The organism is Acidimicrobiales bacterium, from assembly GCA_035547835.1.
Taxonomy (GTDB): Bacteria; Actinomycetota; Acidimicrobiia; order Acidimicrobiales; family Iamiaceae; genus DASZTW01.
On sequence record DASZTW010000015.1, the window covers coordinates 61,126 to 78,098 of the forward strand.

15 protein-coding genes are annotated in these 16,973 nt (G+C 71.1%); 11 read left to right on the forward strand and 4 right to left on the reverse strand.

Features of this window, described 5'->3' with window-relative positions; genetic code table 11:
* Positions 1-18: 18 nt before the first annotated feature.
* From VHA73_11985 to VHA73_12015, 7 genes are read left to right on the forward strand one after another with little or no spacing between them, the layout of a single operon-like run.
* Complete coding sequence (locus VHA73_11985) at positions 19-645, forward strand: hypothetical protein (GenBank protein HVX18743.1); 627 nt, start codon at positions 19-21, stop codon at positions 643-645.
* Positions 642-1,190, forward strand: coding sequence for a hypothetical protein (locus VHA73_11990; protein ID HVX18744.1), 549 nt, complete (start codon positions 642-644; stop codon positions 1,188-1,190). The genes VHA73_11985 and VHA73_11990 overlap by 4 nt, the downstream gene beginning before the upstream one ends.
* Positions 1,169-3,139: an ABC transporter permease gene (locus tag VHA73_11995; protein HVX18745.1), complete on the forward strand. Its 1,971-nt coding sequence runs from the start codon at positions 1,169-1,171 to the stop codon at positions 3,137-3,139. Before VHA73_11990 ends, VHA73_11995 begins: the two co-directional genes overlap by 22 nt.
* On the forward strand, positions 3,136-3,957 hold the full coding sequence (locus tag VHA73_12000) for an ATP-binding cassette domain-containing protein (protein HVX18746.1): 822 nt from the start codon (positions 3,136-3,138) through the stop codon (positions 3,955-3,957). The genes VHA73_11995 and VHA73_12000 overlap by 4 nt, the downstream gene beginning before the upstream one ends.
* Entirely contained in the window at positions 3,957-4,649 is a 693-nt protein-coding gene (locus VHA73_12005; GenBank protein ID HVX18747.1) for an ABC transporter ATP-binding protein, read from the forward strand. Before VHA73_12000 ends, VHA73_12005 begins: the two co-directional genes overlap by 1 nt.
* On the forward strand, positions 4,646-6,013 hold the full coding sequence (locus VHA73_12010; protein ID HVX18748.1) for a hypothetical protein: 1,368 nt from the start codon (positions 4,646-4,648) through the stop codon (positions 6,011-6,013). The genes VHA73_12005 and VHA73_12010 overlap by 4 nt, the downstream gene beginning before the upstream one ends.
* The gene (locus VHA73_12015; GenBank protein ID HVX18749.1) at positions 6,010-6,786 is read left to right on the forward strand and encodes a hypothetical protein; all 777 of its coding nucleotides are present in this window, start codon (positions 6,010-6,012) and stop codon (positions 6,784-6,786) included. The genes VHA73_12010 and VHA73_12015 overlap by 4 nt, the downstream gene beginning before the upstream one ends.
* Positions 6,787-6,829: 43 nt before the next feature.
* On the opposite strand, the gene VHA73_12020 is transcribed toward VHA73_12015, so the two are convergent.
* On the reverse strand, positions 6,830-7,207 hold the full coding sequence (locus tag VHA73_12020) for a VOC family protein (protein HVX18750.1): 378 nt from the start codon (positions 7,205-7,207) through the stop codon (positions 6,830-6,832).
* A 170-nt stretch (positions 7,208-7,377) separates the two neighbouring features.
* On the opposite strand from VHA73_12020, the gene VHA73_12025 reads away from it, so the two are divergent.
* Positions 7,378-7,932, forward strand: coding sequence for a YceI family protein (locus VHA73_12025; protein HVX18751.1), 555 nt, complete (start codon positions 7,378-7,380; stop codon positions 7,930-7,932).
* Between the two features lie 47 nt (positions 7,933-7,979).
* A complete protein-coding gene (locus VHA73_12030; GenBank protein HVX18752.1) occupies positions 7,980-9,152 on the forward strand; it encodes an adenylate/guanylate cyclase domain-containing protein in 1,173 nt (390 codons plus the stop codon).
* 10 nt (positions 9,153-9,162) lie between these two features.
* Here VHA73_12030 and VHA73_12035 read toward each other — a convergent pair whose 3' ends face one another.
* Positions 9,163-9,450, reverse strand: a complete 288-nt coding sequence (locus tag VHA73_12035; GenBank protein HVX18753.1) for a GlsB/YeaQ/YmgE family stress response membrane protein — start codon at positions 9,448-9,450, stop codon at positions 9,163-9,165.
* A 104-nt stretch (positions 9,451-9,554) separates the two neighbouring features.
* On the opposite strand from VHA73_12035, the gene VHA73_12040 reads away from it, so the two are divergent.
* Entirely contained in the window at positions 9,555-12,254 is a 2,700-nt protein-coding gene (locus VHA73_12040) for an AAA family ATPase (GenBank protein ID HVX18754.1), read from the forward strand.
* Positions 12,255-12,456: 202 nt separating this feature from the next.
* Positions 12,457-12,675 (forward strand): hypothetical protein, encoded by a 219-nt coding sequence (locus VHA73_12045; GenBank protein ID HVX18755.1) that lies wholly within the window; start codon positions 12,457-12,459, stop codon positions 12,673-12,675.
* A gap of 121 nt (positions 12,676-12,796) precedes the next feature.
* Here VHA73_12045 and VHA73_12050 read toward each other — a convergent pair whose 3' ends face one another.
* Positions 12,797-14,287, reverse strand: coding sequence for a DHA2 family efflux MFS transporter permease subunit (locus tag VHA73_12050; GenBank protein HVX18756.1), 1,491 nt, complete (start codon positions 14,285-14,287; stop codon positions 12,797-12,799).
* Positions 14,288-14,466: 179 nt separating this feature from the next.
* Positions 14,467-16,848: a hypothetical protein gene (locus VHA73_12055; GenBank protein ID HVX18757.1), complete on the reverse strand. Its 2,382-nt coding sequence runs from the start codon at positions 16,846-16,848 to the stop codon at positions 14,467-14,469.
* Positions 16,849-16,973 lie beyond the last annotated feature (125 nt).

The following is a 16,973-nucleotide window of genomic DNA, read 5'->3' on the forward strand; positions in this document are numbered from 1 at the left end:
AGGTCGAGGAGGCCTGGGATGGGTGACTGGAAACGCTGGCTGCGGGCGAACTCCGACCGGGCGGGGGCGTGGCTGTGCGTGGTGCTGGGGCTGATCGTCCTGTTCGTGGGTTGGAGGGGCGTGAGCAACACGGCGTATCCGGCCGAGCAGCTGCCGTACATCGTGTCGGGCGGCATCGGCGGCGCGCTGGTGGTGGCGCTCGGTGCCACCCTGCTGATCTCAGCCGACCTGCGCGACGAGTGGCGCAAGCTCGACCGCATCGAGCGCCGGCTTTCCGAGTTGCAGGCGGGCGACGCCGATCGATCAGGCGGCGAAGGCGCGGCGGCCGATGGGGCGGCTCCTGGGACCGGCTCGGGTGGCGCAGCCGACGAGGAGCCCTCGATGGTGCGTGACACGCCCATCTCCGGGGTGGCGCCGGAGCCGGCATGGGGTGGGGCCGTGGCGCAGACCACCGAGGTCGACGTCGACGAGGCGACCGCCGCCCCTGACTCCACGTCTTCGACGACCGCTCGACCCTCGGCGACTCGCAAGCGCGCGGCTCGCCGCACCGACGGCACGGCCGACAAGGTCGCCAAAGCGACGGCTCAGTCGCGTCCGACGCCCGCGTCGAAGCGACCCCGGCCCGCCAAGGGCGACGCTTCGTGACGAGACTGGCCCAGGCCCTGCGGGCCTGGTCGCCATGGGCGCCGGGCGAGGCGTTGCGCTGGCTCGTCGTCGCACTCGCCGGCCACGGCCTATGGCTCGCCGCGCTGCTGCTCGCCCGCTACGAGGCGTCGTTCGGTGGCCAGATCAAGTGGGCGATCCTCGCCGTCGGCGGGTTGCTGCTCGCGGCGTACGGCCACCTCACCTGGCTGTTGCGTGGACGCTACGCCATCGGGCAACGGCGGGTCCTGCTGTTGCCCGACGACGGCAACTTCCTGGCCGGACTTGGCGCGAGCGCACCCGCGCCTGCTGTCGCAGCGGCACCGACGCCGAGCGGAGCCGCCGTCGCCGTTGCAGGCCGCGGCCCGGCGGCTGAGGACACCCAGGCAGGCGCCGGGGCGCGAGGCGGCCTGGTGGTCGCCGGCGCCGGTCTGCGCCGCTTCCACCGTCCGGAGTGCGCGCTGGCGTCCGCCAAGGGCTGGCCGACGATCGAGCGCGACGCCGCGTTGTCCGCGGGTCAGGAGCCATGCGGGGTGTGCCAACCGTGATGGACCAGTTCCTCGCCGCGATCGTCACCGGGCTCAGCACCGGGTCGATCTACGCGATCGCGGCGCTCGGTCTGGTGCTCACCAACAAGACGTCGGGGGTCTTCAACTTCGCCCACGGAACCCAGGCGGCCGTTGGGGCCTTCATCATGTGGGAGTTGTGGAAGGTCCACCACTGGCCATGGCCGGTGGCGGCTGCGGCGGCACTCGTGCTGGCCGGCCTCCTCGGCGGTCTGATGCTCGAGCGGATGGCCTTCGGGCTGGGCGACAAGCCCACGGCCAACCGCGTCGTCGCCACTGTGGGCCTCTTGGTGGTGCTGCAAGGGCTGCTGATGATCCGCTACGGCGCGGCCACCATCCAGATGCCGCCGTTCTTGCCCACCAGGACCGTGCACCTGTTGGGCGTCAGCATCTCGTACCAACAGATCATCGTTTTCGTGCTGGCGGCCGCGGCCGCGGCGGGGCTGGGCTGGTTCTTCCGGACGGCTCGCACCGGCGTGGCCATGCACGCGGTCGTCGATGACCCTGCGCTGTTGAGCCTCCAAGCCATCAACCCGGCGCAAGTTCGGCGGAGCGCGTGGATGATCGGGTCGTGCTTCGCCGCGGCATCCGGCGCGCTGATGGCGCCGTCACTCGGTCTCGATGCCACGCTCCTCACGCTCTTGGTGATCCAGGCGTTCGGCGCGGCGGCCATCGGCTGGTTCAACAACTTGCCGCTCACGTACGTCGGTGGCATCGCGGTCGGCGTCGCGCAAGAGCTCACCAAGTTCCTGGTGAGCCGCGACGTCGTGACCCGCAACGTCAACGCCCAGATCCTGCAGCCACTCCCTTCGAACGTGCCGTTCATCGTGCTGTTCGTCGTGTTGCTGGTGGCGCCTCGGCACCGCTTGGTGGAGCGCGGTGCACGGGTCGTGCGGAGGGAGCGACCCACCCGACCCTTCCCCTGGCAGGTGGTGGCGGCGACTTCGCTCGTCGCCGGCGTCTTCCTCGTCGTCCTCCCGCACCTCGACCAGAACCGGTTGCCGGTGTTCACGACGGCCGCGGCGTACGTCGTGATCTTCGTCTCGCTCCACTTGTTGGTGCGGACCTCCGGGCAGGTCTCGCTGGCACACATGGCGTTCGCGGCCGTCGGCGCGGCGGCCTTCGCACACGCGCAGCACGCGGGGGTGCCGTTCTTCGGGGCCTTGCTGTTCGCCGGTCTCGTGGCAGTGCCGGTGGGCGCGCTGATCGCGATCCCGGCGATCCGCCTGTCGGGTCTCTACCTCGCGATCGCCACGTTCGGGTTCGGGATCTTGGTGCAGAACCTCTTCTTCCCGACGTTCTTGATGTTCGGCGGCGAGCTCACTCAGCGGGTCAACCGGCCGAGCTTCGCCCGAGGTGACCTGGCGTACTACTACCTCGTGTTGGCGGTTGCCGTTGCCTGTTGCCTGCTCGTGCTCGCGGTGCGGCGCGGGCGACTCGGTCGCCTGTTGCGCGGTCTCGCCGATTCGCCCACGGCCGTCGCCGCGCATGGTGCGAGCGTCAACGTCGTTCGGACGCTCGCCTTTTGCATCTCGGCGTTCCTGGCTGGTGTGGCTGGAGCGTTGATCGGCCCGGTCACCGGCTCGGCCACCGGCGGCACGTACAACTACCTGATCTCGGTGCTGCTGATCGCAGTGCTGTTCATGGCGGGGCGCCGCCCGGTGCTGTCCGCGTTCATCGCCGCGGCCGCGTACGTGGTCGGTCCCAGCTACAGCACCGGCGCGAACACCCAGCCCTGGACGCAAGTGATCTTCGGGGGTCTGGCCATCGCGGTGGCGATGGGCGTGGTCGACGCGCTCCGCAAGCGCTGGTTCGAGACCGCCCGGGCCCACGAGCGCGACCGGGCCGCGCCGCTGGGCGCGTCGCGGCTGCTCGCGCCGGCCGGCGCCACCAACCCCGTGGCCACCCCCAACACGGCGGCGACGCCATGACGGCCGACCTGTCCGCGACCGACATCCGGGTGCGCTTCGGCGGCCTCCTCGCCGTCGATGGGCTGACGCTCGAGGCTCCTGGCGACGCGATCACCGGCCTCATCGGACCCAACGGCGCCGGCAAGACCACGGCGTTCAACGCCATGACCGGCGCGTTGTCCAACGCACAAGGATCGGTCCGTCTGGGTGAGACCGTGCTCGACGGCCTGGGCCCGGCCGCGCGCGCACAGCGCGGTCTCGGGCGCACGTTCCAGCTCATCCAACTGTTCGACACGATGACCGTCCGCGAGAACGTGGCGATGGGTCCCGAGCTGTTCGCGTCGGGTCGCCACGTCTGGAGCCACCTCGTGGCCAGCCGTCGCGAACGCACCGAGACGCGTCGGCGTGCCGAGCTCGCCATCGACCGCTGCGGGCTGCGCGAGTTGGCCGACCACTCGGTCAACGAGCTCTCCACCGGTCAGCGCCGGCTCGTCGAGCTGGCCCGCGCGATGGCCACCCCGTTCCGCTTCTTGTTGCTCGACGAGCCCTCCTCGGGCCTCGACGTCGCGGAGACCGAGCAGTTCGCGTCGATCCTGCACGCGATCGTCGACGAGCACGGCACCGGGATCTTGTTGGTCGAGCACGACATCGCGCTCGTGCGCGCCGTGTGCACCAGCGCGTACGTGCTCGACTTCGGGAAGCTCATCTACCGCGGCGCCACTGCCGATGTGTTGTCCAACGAGATGGTGAAGGCGGCGTATCTCGGCAGCGAGGCGGTTGAGCCGATCGACGACGACTCGGAGGTCGCTGTCGGGGCGACGGGGGCGGTGCACGTCTGATGCTCGAGCTGCGTGACATCTGCGCCGGCTACGACGGCCACGACGTGCTGCGTGACGTGTCGATCGTGGTCCCCGACCACTCGGTGGTGGCGGTGCTCGGTCCCAACGGCGCCGGCAAGACGACGTTGTTGAAGGTCGCGTCGGGTCTGCTCCACCCGACCAGCGGCGAGATCCTGGTCGATGGGCAAGATGTCACCCGGCGGCCACCGCACGAGCTCGCGGCGCTCGGCGTGTGCCATGTGCCCGAGGGCAGGGGCATCTTCCCGACGCTGTCGGTGCGCGACAACCTTCGCCTGCAAGCTCCCCGCGACCTCGACGCGTCGACCGTTGACGCGGTCCGTGCGGTGTTCCCGAAGCTCATCGACCGCCTCGACCAGACGGCGGGCACGATGAGCGGCGGCGAGCAGCAGATGCTGGCCCTCGCGCACGCGTACCTCGCGGAGCCGGAGGTGGTGCTCCTCGACGAAGTGTCGATGGGCCTGGCGCCGCTCGTGGTCGACGAGATCTTCGACTACCTCCGCAAGCTGGCCGACGCCGGCACGTCGCTGCTGTTGGTCGAGCAGTACGTCGCCCGCGCACTCGACCTCGCCGACTACGTCTACATCGTCGGCAAGGGCCGCATCACGTTCGCGGGAGAGCCCGACGAGCTCGAGAGCCAGGCCATCGCCGCGTCGTACCTGGGGGAGCGGTGAACCGCACCCGCCGCGCCCGGATCCTGCGCTTCGCCGGCCTCGTCGCCGTGGCCATCGGCGTCCTCGGGTTGACAACTGCCGGCAGAGTGTCGGCCCAGACGCCACCGTCATCGGACACCGCGGCCGCGCCGTCCGGCCCCTACAGCATCAGCGCCCGTGCCGACTCCGTGCAGCTGTTGATCTCGGCCGCGGCGCTCCCTGCGATTCCCAACGGCGAGGTGACCTCCGCGTCGCCGTCCAGCGCACAGGCCACGTTGGATTCCGCTGGTTCGCAGGGGTTCGCGTCCGCGCCGAATCCGGGTTCGCTCGTGGTGAGCCTTCCGTCGACGGTGAACGGCCTCGCCGCGGGTCAGGCACCGCCCGCGCCCTCGTATCCGTTCGCTGTGTCGTCGTCGGACCCGACCACGCCGAAGGCCGGTGAGGAAATCGGTCCGTACTCGATCCAGGCCACCAGCGACCCGAACCGGTCGACCGCCGATGCCCGGCTCGGCCTGGCAACGGCGTCGCCGCAGGTCGTGTCGGCCACGTCGCACGCCGACGCGCACCTCGATCCGACCACAGGGCTGATGGTCGCCGAAGCCGACACCGAGATCGCGCCGATCCGGCTCAACCAGCTCATCGCGCTCGGCAGGATCAGCGGAACCGCCAACGTCACGTACGACCCCGCCAACCCGAAAGCTGCGCCCAAGAAGGTGTCGTCGCTGTCGGTCGGCACGATCGACATAGCGGGCGTCGAGCTGGGTCTGACCGACAAGGGCCTCACGCTGGCGGGCAAGCCGCTGTTGCCGGTGGACTTGTCGGCCCTCACCGAGAAGCTGGGCGGCAACGGGATGAGCATCCGTTATGCGCCCAAGACCGAGACCGCCAACTCGGTCACCTCGGCGGGCGTGCAGATCAGCTATCAGACGACGATGCCCGACCCGCTCGGCCTGGTCACGGTGCAGCTCACGCTCGGCCAGGCGTCGGCCACGGTGGTGCCGCCCGGTGAGTTGTCGCCGTTCGACTCGGGCGCCGGTCTCGGCCCGGCGGTCCCCTCCGAGAACGCCACCGGCACCGCTCCCACTTCGGGAGGCGGCGACGCCCTCCCCAGCGTCGACGACTCGCTGCCGGACACCGGCGCCGGCTCCACGCCCAGTTCGGGTGGCACGAACCCGGGCGCACCCGCCGCGAACCAGGACATGCAGCCAGTGCGGCGGGTGGCGTGGCCACTGGTCGACACGTCGGGCTTCTACTGGATCCTCGTGGGCGCGGGTCTCGTCGCACTGTGCAGCTCGCGGCTCAACCAGTGGACCGCGCTGCGTGCTCGCCTCGGCTCGACGTTGTCGTCGAACGTGCCGCCGAGCGGACCTGGAGGCTCCTCATGAGCGCAGCTGCGCAGGGCAGCCGGGGACCGGCTCGCCAGCGGCTGGTGCGCTACGGCGTGATCGCCGTGCTGGTCGCGTTCGGGGTCTTCGCCGTCGTCGTGATGGCGGGCAAGAACCCGAACCCCGCCGACTCCTCGGCCCTGCAGGTGGTGCCGCCGTCGCTCGGCAACGAGCAGCCGCCGACCGGCGGCGCGCCGGCAGGGTCGCCTGCGGCGCCGACCGTCGCGCCCAGCGACGACGGGTCGGGGCTGGGGTCCGGTGCGGGCGATGGTGGCGGTCTGGCGCCCTCCGATCTCGGGACCGGGTCGTCGAGCGCCCCGGCATCGGACGGGGAGGTGGCCGAGCCGCCTTCGTCTGGCGATACCGGCACGGGGAGTGGAGGCGGTTACACGCCCGCGCCCTCGACCACCGTGCCGCCACGGGTGGCGGTGCTCGGTGGCCTGCTGGCGACCGGCGCCTTCGCCACCAACACCGGGATGCCGTTGGTGTGCGGGGTGGCGGCCACCGCCACGGGCACGTTCACGAAGACTTCGCAGATGGCGCAGCTGGCGTCAGCCATCACGTCGGGTTGCGCGGAGGCCGGGTCGAGTGGCACCGAGGCGATCCAGAAGGTCAGCGACAACCTCGAGGCGCTTGCTGCGCTGAACCCTGCGCTGGATCCGATGGTCGATCAGTTCGTCCAGCTCTTCAACCAGATCGCGGCGAATCCCGACGTGCCGTTTGTCGGGTCGATGACCGATCTGGCTCGGCTGATCCAGTTCTTCCACAGCTGACGCCCGCCCGCGGCGCCACCGCCGCCCGCGCCTGCCGGCGGCCTCAGCCGGTTGGTGAGCCCAGCGGCTCCATCAGCTCGATGCGGTTGCCGAACGGGTCGTCGACGTACACGCGGTCGTAGCCCTCGAGCTCGTCGTCGTCTCGCACTGCCACGCCGGCTTCGGCCAACCGGGCCACCAACGTTCGCAAGTCGCGCACGATCAGTGCGGGGTGTGCCTTCTTGGCGGGTCGGAAGTCGGCTTCCACCCCGAGGTGGACCTTCACGTCGCCGTCCTCGAACCAGCACCCACCGCGTGCCGCCAGGGCCGGCGGCTTCGGGACCTGCTGGAGGCCGAACAAGCCTTCGTAGAAGGCGGCGGCGGTGTCTTCGCTGCCGGGCGGCATGGCGAGCTGCACGTGGTCGATCCGTTCGATGCGCACGTCCCGAGTCTGTCGCGCCGAGGTCGGGGCCGGTCAATCGATCGACCTCGCGAGTCGTGCCGCGGGATTTGCGGCGTTCCCCGGGAATATCGTGGCCTCGACCACGGGTTGTTGCGTGTGCAAGCACCTGACGACCGCAGTGGTCCATTGACGCTGCAAGGAGTTCCGCCATGAGCACCGACACCGCCCGACTCACCGGTACGTACAACCTCGACCCCGCTCACTCGCGACTTGGCTTCGTCGCCCGTCACGCCATGGTGACCAAGGTGCGGGGTTCGTTCACCGACGTCGAGGGCTCGGGCTACTTCGACGCCGACAACCCCGAGAACTCGAAGTTCCAGGTCACCGTCAAGGCCACGAGCGTCAGCACCGGCAACGCCGATCGTGACGCCCATCTCCGCAGCAACGACTTCTTCGACATGGACACCTATCCCGAGATCACCTTTGTGAGCGCCGCGGTGAAGGCCGACGGTGACAACGAGTACCAGGTGACCGGCGACCTCACGATCAAGGGCGTGACCAAGCCCATCACGTTCGATCTCGAGCTGTCGGGCCCGGTCGACGACCCGTTCGGTCACCAGCGCATCGGCCTCGAGGGCAGCACCACCGTCAACCGCAAGGACTGGGGCGTGAACTGGAACGCCGCGCTGGAGGCAGGTGGCGTACTCGTCAGCGAGAAGGTGACGCTGGAGTTCGACGTCGCTGCGGTCAAAGCCGACGGCTGAACCTTTGGGCGGGTGGCCGGGCGTCAGCCCTGGCACACTTCTGCGCGGTGGTTGACCCGATCGAACCGTCTGCCTTGGCCGTGCCCGGCCCTCCCGCCCCACCCCAGCCGTCGCCCGAGCTGCTCGACGAGCTCGTCGAGCTCGTGCCGGCGACTGCACGGTGCCGCACCACCGACGACGACCTGCGCGACATGCTGCGCTACATCCTGGCCAGCGGGGTCACTGTCGACGCGCTGCGCGACGCGGTGTTGGGGGGTGACCCGCGCCAGGCGCTCGTCGAGCACCGCATCTTGGGCGCGGTCAATCGGTACTCCGTCGAGGAAGCGGCCGCCCGCACCGGGCTGCACCACTCGCGGGTGGTCGAAGTGCTCCGTGCATGTGGTCTGCCGGTCCCGGAGCCAGGCCAGCGGGGCATTCCCGCCACCGACCTCGCCGCCATCGAGCTGTTCGGGCGGGTCGACAGCTTCTTCGGTGCCGAGACCGTCCTGCGCTTCTCGCGGGTGATGAGCCAGTCGGTCAGCCGGGTGGCCGAAGCCGCCATCAGCATGTTCGGGATGAACGTCGAGGACCCACTGCTGGCCCGTGGCGGATCGCAGACCGAGCTCACCAAAGCGGCCGATGTCGCGCTGACCGCCATCCCGGTGATCCCCGAGCTGTTCCGCGTGCTGTTCGCCCACCACGCGCTCGACGCCAGCCGCCGTCTCGGCGGCGCGCGCACCGACCCCACCACGCATGACACGGTCACGGTCGCGGTGGGCTTTGCCGACCTCGTGCGATCCACGGAGTGGACGGCGGCGCTGACGCCGCGCGAGCTCGCCGAGGCGCTTGGGGAGTTCGAGCGTCTCGGGGACGCCGCGCGGGTCGGCACGGCGCGGATCGTCAAGACGATCGGCGACGAACTGATGTTCACCGCGGTCGACCCGGTCGACGCATGCCGCACGGGGTTGGCCATCGCAGGTGCGCTCGCCGAGGAGCAACGTCTCCCCGACCTCCGCGTCGGCATCGCGTACGGACCCGTGGTCGCCCTCGACGGGGATTTCTACGGCTCGGTGGTCAACCTCGCGTCCCGTCTCGTCGAACAGGCGACGCCCGGGCGGGTGGTGGTCGATCCGGCCACTGTCGCCGCCGTGACACCCACGCTGCAGTTCGAACCGCTCCCAGCTCGGGAAGTGGCGGGCTTCGATCAGCCGGTGACGCCGTCGCTGATCGTGCCGGCCTGATCCCGGGCTCTCACCGGCGGCGTCGCGCGGGGGAGCGGCTCGAATCGAGCTTGCCCCACAGCCACAAGATGATCATCGCCCCGACCACGGAGCCGAAGATGCCGGCGGGCTGCACCGCGCCGTCGTTGCTGTCGACGTTGAACAGCAAGAAGCCGAGGAACCCGCCCACGAACGAGCCGATGATGCCGAGCACCGCCGTGCCCATGATCCCGAGACGGTGCTTGCCTCGCACGAACATCCGGGCGAGGCCGCCGGCGATCAGCCCGATGATGAACCACCAGAGGATGTGCCAGAACATGCCGTGCTCCTGCTCTTGGGTTCGCTGCGACGCCGTGTGCCTGGCGCAAACCCTAGTGGCGCGTCCTGCGAGTCACGCTGACGCCCGTTTCCTACACTCGGCCTGTGGGATCTCGCCCGTCCACACCCCCTCCCGCGCGCTCGCTCGTCGGCCGCGACGAAGAGCTGGAGTGGGTGCTGGCGCGGACCACGATGGGGCACGGCGTGGTGGTGGCCGGTGAGCCGGGCGTCGGCAAGACGCGGCTCGCCGAAGCCGCCACCGACGTGCTCGGCCGCCGCGGCGCCGGGGTGGTTCGGGTCGTCGGCACCCCATCGCTGCAGTCGGTGGCATTGGGCGCGCTGGCCTGGCTGTTGCCCGCGCTCGACAACGACGCCGACGACGAACTGCCCTCCGCCTCGCCCCCTGCCGCCTCGAACGCCGACCGGCTCGCCGCGGCGTGCGCGGCGCTCGGCCAGCACGCCGACGGCGCGGACCTCGTCGTGGTGCTCGATGACGCCCAGTGGCTCGACGACGCCACGCTTGCGGTCGCGCGGCAGTTGTTGCTGGCCCGGAGCGCGGCGCTGCTCGTCACGCTGCGCACGGGCGAGCCGGCCGCGGAGCTGATCACGAGCTTGTGGCGCGACGAGTTGTGCGAGCGCCTCGACCTCCAGCCGCTGTCCGCCCGCCAGGTGGGTGAGCTCGCCGCGCATCGCCTGGGCGGACCGGTCGATCCCGAGACGATCGCGCGGCTCACGTCCGTCACGGCGGGCAACCCGTTGTACTTGCGAGAGCTGCTCGACGGGCTCGTGCACGCGGGCGGGTTGTCGCCGGTCGAGGGCCAGTGGGTGTGGCGCGGCGATGTCGTGATCGACGATCGCCTGGCCGAGCTGCTGATGCTGCGCGCGAACAGGCTGTCGCCCGCGGCGCGCGGGTTGGCGGTGGCGGTGGCCGTCGCGGAAGTGCTGCCCGACGACACGGTCGCGCGTCTGGCCGAACCGGCCGTCGTGCGAGAAGCCCACCGGCAAGGTGTGCTGGTGACAGATCGCCAGCACCGGCCGACCGTCCGGCTGAAGCACCCGTTGCTTGGTCGCGTGCTGGCCAACTCGGTGCCGGATCGCCGGCTGCCGCTGCGGCAGGTCGTGACGGCGCTGCGGTCCGGCACGCACCACACCGACGCCGACCTCGTCCGGCTCGCGCGCTGGGGCGTCGAGACCGGCGACGCCGATGCCGAGGACCTCGCGACGGCGGCGCGGTTGCTCGCGGTCGTGGATCATGAGCGTGCCACCGGGTTCGCCGCGGCGGCGGTCGAGGCGCGCGACACGCTGGCCAACCGGCTGCTGCACATCGAGACGTTGGTCAGCGCGCTTCGCTACGACGAGGCGCTCCGCGCCCTCGATGTGGTCGACAAGCGCATCGCGGCCCGGAGCGACGACGCCCCTGCGGATGACCTCGACAGCGACACCGCCCGCGCGACGGCCGACTTGTGGCGGATCTCCTGCCTGGGATGGGGTGAGCGGGATCTGCCCGGGGTGCGGGCGGTCGTCGACGGCTTTCCGCCCGACCATCCCGCTCGCGCCCGCCTCGAAGCGCACTGGAGCGCGGTGGTCGCGACGTATGGCAGCACCGAAGCGTCGGCGCGGGCCGCGGAGCTCATCTCCCATCCCGATCCGGCCGTGTCGCTGCGGGCGCTCGCCGCCGCCGACCTGGTCGACTGCCTCGAAGGCCGCTGCGTGAGCTGCTACGAGCGGGCTGAGCAGCTCCTGTTCGCGGCTGCCGCCCGCGGCGACGCCGAGCGCAAGGCTCGGTGGGTGATGGCCCCGCTCCTGCGCTCGCTGCTGCTCGCGGGGCGCATCGACGACTTCGGCCAATACCTCGACCTCGCCGTCGAGCAGGTCAGCCCCCGGGCCTTGCCCCCGGCGTACGTGGCGCTGCCGCAAGGTCGGTACGCACTCGTGCAGGGTCGGGCGCTCGAAGCCGTCGACCGGCTCGGTCTTGCCGTCGAACAGGCCCGCCAGGGTCAGGTGGAGCCCTGGTGGCATCGGTTCGCCGCCGCGAGCTTGTCGAAGGCGTACGCGCTGGTGGGTCGGGTCGACGAGTCGGTTGCCCTGGCAGAGGAGTCCGAGCGGGTCGCCGCGACGCTCGGTCTGGTGGGGCCGCGCCCGGAAGACCTCGACAGCCGCCGCGAGCTCTTGTGGACCACCGCGGCCTCGCAGGGCGTCGCGGCCGGTCGCTCGGCCGCCGAAGCCGAGGTGCAGCACTGCGTCGAGGTGGCCGCGCCGATGTTCGAGCTGCTGGCTCGTCACGACGCGATCCGACTCGGGTCGTCGCCCTCCGACCACCTCGATCGCTTGGCTGAGCTGCTCGTCACGATCGAAGGGGCCTGGCCCGAGCCGATCGAGCTCCACGCCCGGGGGCTCGCGACCGGCGACGGTGCGCTGTTGGAGCGCAGCGTCGAGCTCATGGCCGAGATGGGGGCGTGGTTGCAGGCCGCGGAGGTCGCTGCACAGGCAGCAGCGGCGTACGAGAAGGCAGGCGATGGCGCCGGCCAGCGCCGGTTGTTGACTCGTGCCGGCGCGCTCGCCGCGCTGTGCGAAGGAGTCGTCCGGCCGGTGAGCCCGGCAGCGCCCGAACCGGCGGGACTCACCGCGCGCGAGCGAGACATCGCACGGCGGGCTGCGGCGGGCATGTCGAGTCGGGCCATCGCCGAGGAGCTGTTCGTCTCGGTGCGCACGGTCGACAACCACCTGGGGCGGATCTACGCCAAGCTCGGTGTCAAGAGTCGGGCTGAGTTGCACGCGCACGCGGACCGCTTCGGGACCCCGTGACCCGTGGGCGCGTGCGCCGCCGGATTCCCATTGGCTGACCTGCCCACCGTGGGAGGACGCCCACCCGTGGTGGTCGTGATGTCGCGAATGGTGAGGATCAGCCGATTTGTCGTGCGCAGGGAGTGGGATTGAGTAGTCCCGGGCGCCACGATGAGTAGCCATCGCTCTGGCGGCCGAAGGCTCGGATCCGTACCGTCGAGGAGTGGACCGGGAAGCAGCCATCGACCAGTTGCCGGTCACGTATCGGCGGCTGCACCTTTGGCTCGATGCTGGAGTGCCCGACGGCGAGTTGGCGGATCGCCTCGGGGTGCCGGTGGAGGCGCTCCCGGGCCTCATCAGCGTGGCGCAGGCCAAGCTGGACAACTTGCTGGCCGCTGCGGCCGGCGACGAGATCGGTCCCGGGCCGACGGTGGTGCGGTAGGAGGGTGCTCGGGCGGGCACCTTCCGCGGGCGACCATGCTGCCGCCGACCTGGGATTGACGATGGGCGAGTTCAGAGTGGCGGAGGGGCCGAACTGAACTCGCCCATCTTCGTCTTCTGTCTCAAGCGGGGGACGAGGTGAGCGCGTCGGAGCGGATCGTGACGGCGGCAAAGACGGCGAAGATCGCGCACACCACGGCTGAGGCCAGCATGCAGCGGTGCATACCGGCGATGAGGGCAGCCTTCGTCACCGGCCGGTTGGGGTCGAAGCCGCCGATGAGCGGCACCACCGCGATCGCCACCAGGCCCGCGCCCCGGGCCACGGCGTTGTTGACGCCCGACCCGATGCCGACGTGGTCGGGCGCGACGGTGGCCATCGCGGTGGCCGTGAGCGGCGCGACCGTCAAGGTGAGGCCCAGACCCACGACGAGCATTGCGGGAAGCACGCCAGCGAGCCACGACTGGCCGGGCTCGAGACGCACGAGCATCCACATGCCCCCGGCCACGAGGAGCGTGCCGGCAGTCATCGGCCAGCGAGGCCCGATCCGTTGGGCCAGGTCCCCGGCGCGGGCCGAGCCCGCCAACATCAGCACGGTGATCGGGACGGTGGCCGCTCCGGCGGTCAACGGTGAGTAGCCCAGGCCGTTCTGCAACGCCAGCACCAGCACGAACATCAAGATGTTGAGTGCGCCGTAGAGCCCGAGAGTGACCAGGTTGACGGCCGAGAACTGGCTCGACCGGAAGATGCCGAGCGGCAGCACCGGTTCCCGCGTGCCGCGTTCCCAGAGCACGAACAGCGCGAAGACCACGGCGCCGGTGAGGCCGAACGCCCACGATTGGCGGATCAGGCCATACGTCGTGCCGGCGAGGCCGACCACGCCGAGCAGCGCGCCGAGCGGATCGAGGTGGGCCACGAGGGCGCGCAGGCTGCCCGGCTGGTCGGTCGGGAGCAGTTGTGGCACGTGCCGCAACGTGAGGGCCACCACGGCGGCGGCCAGCGGCAGGTTGATGAGGAAGATCCAGCGCCACGAGAACGAGCCGACGATCCAGCCGCCGAGGAACGGGCCCAGCGCGCCGGCGATGCCGGTGAGCCCGGACCACGCGCCGATCGCGCGGGCGCGGTCCTCTCGGCGGAACACGGTCTGGATGATCGCCAGGCTCGACGGTGTCAGCAGCGCGCCGCCCATCCCCTGCAGCACCCGTGCGGCCACCAGCACGCCGATGTCGGGCGCCACGCCGCACAGCGCCGAGCTGGCGGCGAACCACACCACCCCGACGACGAACACCCGCCGGCGCCCGGCACGGTCGCCGAGCACCCCGCCGAGCAGGATGAACGACGCCAGCGTCAGCAAGTAGCCGGTGAGCACCCACTGCATGCCGGCGAAGTCGGAGTGCAAGTGGCTGCCGATGCGGGGCAGGGCGACGTTCACCACCGTGCCGTCGAGCATCACCAACATCGAACCGAGCGTTCCGGCTGCCAGCACCCATCGCCCGCGGGGCGAGTCGAGCGCGACATCGCACGTACCCGCCGACCGGCAATCGAGCTCCGCCGCGTCGGGCTCGGCGACGATGGCCTCCGGCCCGACGATGGGCGACGCCTGTTGGGCCGGCACGACCTGGACCGTATCCGTTGCGAGCCCGCGACGACCGGGTTCGGCGTCGCCGGACCCGGGTCACCGGCGCGGCGACGACCTCAACGGTCCGGGTCCGCCGGGGGCGGTCCAGCGGCTGGTGCCGCGCCGTGCCATTCGGTGGCGGGCTCCACCAGGTGGGTTCCGGTGGGGGGCTGAGGTCAGCGGCCGGTCCAGGTGCCGGCGAAGTACGGCGGGCCCGCGCAGGGAGCCGTGACCGTTCCGTCCCTGAGCAGGAACGCCGACTTCTGGTCCTGGCCGCACCGTGCCGCGCGTGGGTCCTCGTGGGGGTCCTCGCCAGCGGAGTCGGGCACGTTCGTGGGTGGCGGCGGCCCGACGCCGACTTGTTCGCCGTGCTCCCGTCGCACCGGACCACTGTCGAAGATCACCATCGCAGAACCGGTGGATGGGAAACGGGTCAGGTGGGGGATGTCCCAGTACGGGACCCGGTCGCGTGAACGGCCGGCCTCGAGCGCGGGCCACACCACCGGTATCCCCGCCGTGCGGGCCTCCGTGTCGGCCGTGACGTTCGCGACCTGGTGATCGCCGAACGCAACTTGCATCAGCACTTGATGGCTCGGCGTGTCGGGCAGCGGGTGGTCGGTCAGGTGCGCCGCGTAGCCGTTGGGATCGGCGCGGTCCCACAGCATCTGCAACAAGTCGAGGATCGCCAAGCGATCGGCGGGGCTCGGGTACGCGAGCTCCAAGGGGGTGGCGAGGCCGAACTGGCCGGGCGCCGCGATGAAGTCGGCCGACCGGGGCATCAGCACCGAGAAGGTCATGCCCGGAACGCCGATCACCGCGCGGCGCACGTCGGGCGACACGGCCGTGGTGGTCCCGCCGTAGATGCCACCTTGGCTGTTGCCGTCGTAGAACAGCGCCCGGGTGTCGATCACCGAACGTCCACCCACCCGGAACGGCGCAGCGGTCGACAGCCCACCGGACGCGATCAACGTCCGGCCCACCACCAGCTGGTTCAAGATGCCTTGTTGCATCCGGTCGACCAGCGAGGGAAAGCGCGAGACATCGGCGAGGATCGTGAGCGCGTTCGGGATGTCGCCGGCGGCCATCCCGAACCAGTCGGTGGCGCAGTACAGCATCCCGTGCCGTTGCGACATCTCGCGGACGTTGTGCGCGTCGACTTCGTGGGCGGAGCCGAGCAGGCCGTGGCCGTACAGCGACGGCCGCAGCGGCGCGGCACCGCGGGCGAACGCCCGGCGCGGGATGTTGCACAGCACGCGGGCTTCGGTCGGCACGGGGTTCTGCACCGGCATGCCGTCGCGGTCGAGGACGAACCGGCCGGCACCGAAGTCGGGCGTCCCGCCGGAGGGGTCGAACCCCACTTCGGGCAACTCGTTGGTGACCTTGCCGGCCAGCGCGAGCGCCGGTTTCAGGCCGTCGGGCGGTGCCCGCAACGTGGTGGGCACGGGGCTGCACGTCGGGAAGATGAAACACGGCACTTGCACGGTCAGCGTGACCTGCCGGGCGATGTACGGGTCCTGCTGCGGGGTGCGGTCCTGCACCGAGACGATCTTGAACGGCGGCGAGTGCCCGGCCACCTTCCCGTCGGCGAGGTTGGTGTCGCCGAGTTGGGCGAAGGAGCGGTTGCGCATCGACAAGAGGCGCCCGGTGGTGTCGGAGGCCGACGCGACCGTGAAGTCCCAGGCGAGGTACATGCCACGCCGGGCGATGCCGGCGCGGGCCAGATCGCCCAGCAGCTCCTCGGTGTGCGCGGCGCGGGGGTCGGTCGCCGGCGGGTCCCCGTCACGCTCGGCCGCGAACTGGGCGGGTGCTTCGATCTGGCCGCCGTTCGCCTGGCGCAAGTTGCGCAGCGCCACGATGTAGCGGTGGCCCTCGAGGAAGTTGCGCGAGGGGTGGATCATCAACAGCGTCTCCGCGGGGCTGCCCGCGGTGGTGTCGACCTCGGACCACACGGGCCAGCGGCGCCCGGTGGCCGCGTCGATCACCACGATCGGCTGCGACGGTCGTGCGTAGCCGCCCATGTTGGTGACGGACACGGCGCCGGTCTTGGCGAGGGCAGCCGGGCTGTCGAGTCCGGGCACGTGCACGAGGATCGTCTCGCCGGGGCTGAAGCCGTCGCGGCGGTTCCACTCCGTGGGCACCATCGGCAAGCCGGCGACGTTGCTCGGCATCGCTGCCAACGGGAGGTCGACCCGCCGGCCGGTGGCCGACGTGGGGTCTGGTCGGGTCCACCAGTCGCTCGGGAACGGCAACAGGCACGAGCGCTCGTCGGCGCGGTCCTGGCAGCCCGTGGTCCCGGCGGCCCGGTGGCCGGGCTCGGTGGCGGAGCGATCGGTGCTGCCGGTGATCGAGGCCGCCGCGGCGTCAGCAGCTGCAGTCGGACGCACACGGGAGGTCGTCGTGAGCGAGCCGGCGCGGGCGGTGGCCACACCCACGCTCGTGCACAGCACGGCGGCCGCGGCGGCCGCCAACCGCGTGCGGGCCGCCCGCGTGGGCCGCGGCGCGCGCGCCGGCCGGGGCCAGGTCCGGTGTCCGATCCGCGCTGCACGTGTTGGCGACATGACTTCCTCTCCCCAGCGGACCCCACCGCGACGATTCGGAGGGTTTGTTCGCTTTTGTCTCCTGCGATCCTTCCCGGTGTGCCGCTGACTCCCAGGCAGCTCCCAGGTTTTGCGGAGACAAGGCC

What these genes read in the sequence shown, in the direction of transcription:
- VHA73_11985 (HVX18743.1), top strand. Translation starts at nt 19, where the DNA reads ATGGGTGACTGGAAACGCTGGCTGCGGGCGAACTCCGACCGGGCGGGG.
- VHA73_11995 (HVX18745.1), top strand. Translation starts at nt 1,169, where the DNA reads ATGCGGGGTGTGCCAACCGTGATGGACCAGTTCCTCGCCGCGATCGTC.
- VHA73_12000 (HVX18746.1), top strand. Translation starts at nt 3,136, where the DNA reads ATGACGGCCGACCTGTCCGCGACCGACATCCGGGTGCGCTTCGGCGGC.
- VHA73_12005 (HVX18747.1), top strand. Translation starts at nt 3,957, where the DNA reads ATGCTCGAGCTGCGTGACATCTGCGCCGGCTACGACGGCCACGACGTG.
- VHA73_12015 (HVX18749.1), top strand. Translation starts at nt 6,010, where the DNA reads ATGAGCGCAGCTGCGCAGGGCAGCCGGGGACCGGCTCGCCAGCGGCTG.
- VHA73_12025 (HVX18751.1), top strand. Translation starts at nt 7,378, where the DNA reads ATGAGCACCGACACCGCCCGACTCACCGGTACGTACAACCTCGACCCC.
- VHA73_12035 (HVX18753.1), bottom strand. Translation starts at nt 9,450, where the DNA reads ATGTTCTGGCACATCCTCTGGTGGTTCATCATCGGGCTGATCGCCGGC.
- VHA73_12055 (HVX18757.1), bottom strand. Translation starts at nt 16,848, where the DNA reads ATGTCGCCAACACGTGCAGCGCGGATCGGACACCGGACCTGGCCCCGG.